The sequence below is a fragment of the Bradyrhizobium sp. genome (assembly GCF_028868675.1).
GTDB lineage: Bacteria > Pseudomonadota > Alphaproteobacteria > Rhizobiales > Xanthobacteraceae > Bradyrhizobium.
Map to the genome: position 1 here is coordinate 1 of NZ_JAGWUA010000266.1, position 5,198 is coordinate 5,198.

Here is a 5,198-nt window from a genome sequence, read left to right on the forward strand (position 1 = left end):
GTTATATTTTATCATGCATTAATCCCACCTAAATCATCATCCGGCAGCCAACTACCAGCGATTTTGGCAATAGTGGGCAATTTCCCATTAATGATGGGCTGTTGAGTTGGAGCTCTTTGTTTTATCTTACGGTCTCGCAATCAAAACGCGCCGACGCCGACAATTGGAGTGAGAGTGGTGCCATGACTGAACTGACGACGCCTGCCCAGCTCAACGGGCAAGACGGGCACCTTGCGTTGAAGCGTCCGGCGATCTCCTTCGAGTTCTTTCCGCCCAAGACCGAGGAGATGGAGCGGAGCCTGTGGGAGACCATCAACCGCCTGGCGCCGCTCGAGCCCAAATTCGTCTCGGTGACCTACGGCGCCGGCGGCTCGACCCGCGAGCGCACCCACGCCACCATCGCGCGCATCCTGAAGGAGACGGCGCTGCAGCCGGCCGCGCACCTGACCTGTGTCGGCGCCTCGCGGGGCGAGATCGACGAGATCGTCGACCGCTATCACGAGGTCGGCGTCCGCCACATCGTCGCCTTGCGCGGCGATCCGCCCGGCGGCATCGGTACGCCCTATTTCACCCACAAGGACGGCTACCAGAGCACGGCCGAGCTCGTCGCCGGCATCAAGAAGCGCCACGCCGACATCGAGATCTCGGTCTCGGCCTATCCGGAGAAGCACCCGGAGGCGCGCGACTTCGACGCCGACATCGACACGCTGAAGGCCAAGGTCGATGCGGGCGCGACGCGCGCCATCACCCAGGTGTTCTTCGACAACGACCTCTATTTCCGCTATCTCGACCGCGTGCGTGCCAGCGGCATCGCGATCCCGATCGTGCCTGGCATCATGCCGATGCACCATTTCAGGCAGGCGCGGAATTTCGTCACCCGGGCCGGCACCACCGTGCCGGACTGGTTCGCGCAGCGGTTCGAGGGCCTCGACGACGACGCCGAGACCCGCAAGCTGGTCGCCGCCAGCGTCGCCGCCGGCCAGGTGCACAAGCTCGCCAAGCATGGCGTCGACACCTTCCATTTCTACACCATGAACCGCGCCGACCTCGTGTTCGCGATCTGCCACCTGCTCGGCATTCGCGGCAAGCACGTACAGAAAGCCGCCTGACCCAGATGACCATATCCGTTTCTCCCAAGCGCACTGCGCTGCTCGAAGCCGCCCGCGACCGCATCCTGGTGCTGGACGGCGCCATGGGCACGATGATCCAGGCGCTGCAGTTCGACGAGGCCGCCTTCCGCGGCGAGCGCTACAAGGATTTTCACCGCGACCTGCGCGGCAACAATGATTTGTTGATCCTGACCCAGCCGCAGGCGATCGAGGACATCCACGCTGCGTACCTGCGCGCCGGCGCCGACATCGTCGCCACCAACACATTTTCCACGACGTCGATCGCACAGGCCGACTACGACCTCTCCGGCATCGCCTACGAGATGGCCCGCGAGGGGGCACGGCTGGCCCGCAACGCCGCCGAACGCGTGAGCCGCGAGGACGGCAGGCCGCGCTTCGTCGCGGGCGCGATCGGTCCCACCAACCGCACCGCCTCGATCTCGCCCGACGTCGCCAATCCCGGCTATCGCGCCGTGACCTTCGACGATCTGCGCGCGTCCTACGGCGAGCAGATCAAGGGGCTGCTCGACGGCGGCGTCGACGTGCTGCTGGTCGAGACCATCTTCGACACGCTGAACGCCAAGGCGGCGCTCTATGCGATCGCCGAGATTTCCGAGGAGCGCGGCATCGACGTGCCCGTGATGGTCTCGGGCACCATCACCGACAAGTCCGGCCGCCTGCTCTCCGGCCAGATGCCGGAGGCATTCTGGAACTCGGTGCGGCATGCAAGGCCCGTCACCATCGGTTTCAACTGCGCGCTCGGCGCGGAAGACCTGCGCGCCCACATCGCCGACATCGGCCGCGTCGCCGACACGCTCGTATGCGCCTATCCCAATGCCGGCCTGCCCAACGAGTTCGGCCAGTACGACGAAAGCCCGGACTACATGGCACGGCTGATCGGCGAATTCGCGGCCGACGGTCTCGTCAACGTCGTCGGCGGCTGCTGCGGCACCACGCCGGAGCACATCGCCGCGATCGCCGCCGCCGTCGCCCCGCACAAGCCGCGCGTCATGCCTGCAATCGAGCCGCGGCTGCGGCTCTCCGGACTGGAACCGTTCGCGCTGACCGACGCGATCCCCTTCGTCAACGTCGGCGAGCGCACCAACGTCACGGGATCGGCGCGCTTCCGCAAGCTGATCACCGCCGGCGACTACGCCGCCGGCCTTCAGGTCGCGCGCGACCAGGTCGAGAACGGCGCCCAGATCATCGACGTCAACATGGACGAGGGTCTGCTCGACTCGGAAGCCGCGATGCGGACCTTCCTCAACCTCGTCGCCGCCGAGCCCGACATCGCCCGCGTCCCCGTGATGGTCGACTCCTCGAAATTCTCGGTGATCGAGGCCGGCCTGAAATGCGTGCAGGGCAAGCCGGTCGTCAACTCGATCTCGCTGAAGGAAGGCGAGCAAAAATTCATCCACGAGGCGAAGATCGCGCGCCGCCACGGCGCCGCCGTGGTGGTGATGGCGTTCGACGAGACCGGACAGGCCGACACCTTCGCGCGCAAGACCGCGATCTGCAAGCGCGCCTACGATATCCTGGTCGACAGGATCGGCTTTCCGCCGGAAGACATCATCTTCGATCCCAACATCTTCGCGATCGCGACGGGCATCGAGGAGCACAACAATTACGGCGTCGACTTCATCGAGGCGACGCGCTGGATCCGCAAGGACCTGCCGGGCGCGCACGTCTCGGGCGGCGTCTCGAACCTGTCGTTCTCGTTCCGCGGCAACGAGCCGGTACGCGAGGCCATGCACTCGGTGTTCCTGTATCACGCCATTCACGCCGGCATGGACATGGGCATCGTCAATGCCGGCCAGATGATCGTCTATGACGACATCGATCCCGAGCTGCGCCAGGTGTGCGAGGACGTCGTGCTCAACCGCGACCCCGGCGCGTCGGAACGACTGCTGGCGCTGGCGGAAAAATTCCGCGACAAGAAGACCGAGACCAAGGAGGCCGATCTCGCCTGGCGCGAGTGGCCGGTCGAGAAGCGGCTGAGCCACGCGCTGGTGCACGGCATCACCGAGTTCATCGAAGAGGACACGGAAGAAGCCCGCAAGGCAGCCTCGCGTCCGCTCGACGTCATCGAGGGCCCGCTGATGGCCGGCATGAACGTGGTCGGCGATCTCTTCGGCGACGGCAAGATGTTCCTGCCGCAGGTGGTGAAATCCGCGCGCGTCATGAAGCAGGCGGTCGCCTGGCTGATGCCGTTCATGGAGGAGGAGAAAGCCCGCAATCTCGCCAACGGCATCACCGGCGACAGCAACTCTTCCGCCGGCAAGATCGTGCTCGCCACCGTGAAGGGCGACGTCCACGATATCGGCAAGAACATCGTCGGCATCGTGCTCCAGTGCAACAACTTCGAGGTCATCGACCTCGGCGTCATGGTGCCGGCAGCCAAAATCGTCGAGACCGTGAAGGCCGAGAAGGCCGACATCGTCGGCCTGTCCGGACTGATCACACCCTCGCTCGACGAGATGGCGTTCTTCGCCGGCGAATTGCAGCGCGAAGGCTTGAGGCTGCCGCTCCTGATCGGCGGCGCCACCACGAGCCGCGTGCATACCGCCGTGAAGATCGATCCGAACTACCGGGCAGGCCCGGTGGTCCATGTCAACGACGCGAGCCGCGCCGTCGGCGTCGCCTCCACGCTGCTGTCGCCCGACAAGCGCGAGGCCTATGCCGCCGACCTGCGCGCGGAGTATGCGAAGATCTCCGAGGCTCACCTTCGCGCGCAGGCCGACAAGAAGCGCCTGAAGCTGCCTGACGCCCGCGCCAATCGCGTACCGGTCGACTTCACTGCCAAGCCACCGGTAAAGCCGACCTTCCTCGGCACGCGTAGCTTCGACGATTACGACCTCGCCGAGCTCGTCGACTGCATCGACTGGACGCCGTTCTTCCAGACCTGGGAGCTGTCGGGCCGTTTCCCGGCCATTCTCGATGATCCCAAGATCGGCGAGGTCGCGCGCTCGCTCTACGACGATGCGCGCAAGATGCTCGACAGGATCGTCGAGGGGAAATGGTTCCGGGCGCGCGCCACCATCGGCTTCTGGCCGGCGAATGCGGAAGGCGACGACATCGCGCTCTACGCCGACGAGAGCCGGACGAAGAAGATCGCGACGCTGCACACGCTGCGCCAGCAGCTCGAGAAGCGCGAGGGCCGCTTCAACGCCGCGCTGTCCGACTTCATCGCGCCCGCTTCGAGCGGCGTGCCCGACTATATCGGCGGCTTCGTGGTCACCGCGGGGATCGGCGAGGACGCGGTCGCCGACCGCTTCAAGAACGCCAATGACGACTATTCCTCGATCCTGTGCAAGGCGCTGGCCGATCGGCTCGCGGAGGCCTTCGCCGAGCGCATGCATGCCCGCGTGCGCCGCGAGTTCTGGGCCTATGCGCCGGACGAGGCGCTCTCCAGTGCCGATCTGATCCTGGAGAAGTACCAGGGCATCCGCCCGGCGCCCGGCTATCCCGCGCAGCCCGACCACACCGAGAAGAAGACGCTGTTCGAGCTGCTCGATGGGGAGCGGACAGCCGGCGTGACGCTGACCGAGAGCTTTGCGATGTGGCCGGGCAGCAGCGTGTCCGGGCTCTATTTCAGCAACGCCGAGAGCTTCTATTTCGGCGTCGGCAAGATCGAGCGCGACCAGGTGGAGGACTATGCCGCGCGCAAGGGCATGACGATGACCGAGGTCGAACGCTGGCTGGCGCCGATCCTCAACTACATCCCGGCGCGAGAGGGACAGAAGAACGCACCCGCGGCGGCCTTCGCCGCCACGCCCGCCAACGACACGACCGCAGGGGATCTCGCCTCGCATCCCCCCGGCTGCACCTGCGCAGCGCACCTGGCCTGGCAGAAGAAGCGGGTGGGCGCGGGGTAGGCCGCACCCCTCCGAGCTGTAGCCCATATGGAGGGCAGCGGAATACGGGACGCCCGACATCCCGGATTTCGCTTCGCTGCATCCGGGCTACAGAGACTCGAACCAAAATCGGCGGAACAACCCCATGCACAGTGGGGCGCAAGCCCTTTGACAGGATTTTTTGCCCGTCGGGCAAGACGGCGCACCGGGTCGCAGGCGCCGCTGCGACCCTCCC

The 5,198-nt window shown here is 65.8% G+C and carries 2 protein-coding genes; both read left to right on the plus strand.

The window, feature by feature from the left end:
* Positions 1 to 182 precede the first annotated feature (182 nt).
* Positions 183 to 1,109, plus strand: coding sequence for a methylenetetrahydrofolate reductase [NAD(P)H] (gene metF, locus KGM94_RS23185; protein WP_300264487.1), 927 nt, complete (start codon positions 183 to 185; stop codon positions 1,107 to 1,109).
* A gap of 5 nt (positions 1,110 to 1,114) precedes the next feature.
* A complete protein-coding gene (metH, locus tag KGM94_RS23190) occupies positions 1,115 to 4,984 on the plus strand; it encodes a methionine synthase (RefSeq protein WP_300264489.1) in 3,870 nt (1,289 codons plus the stop codon).
* Positions 4,985 to 5,198: the final 214 nt, after the last annotated feature.

Coding starts and splice junctions, on each gene's coding strand:
- metF (WP_300264487.1), top strand. CDS start 183: ATGACTGAACTGACGACGCCTGCCCAGCTCAACGGGCAAGACGGGCAC.
- metH (WP_300264489.1), top strand. CDS start 1,115: ATGACCATATCCGTTTCTCCCAAGCGCACTGCGCTGCTCGAAGCCGCC.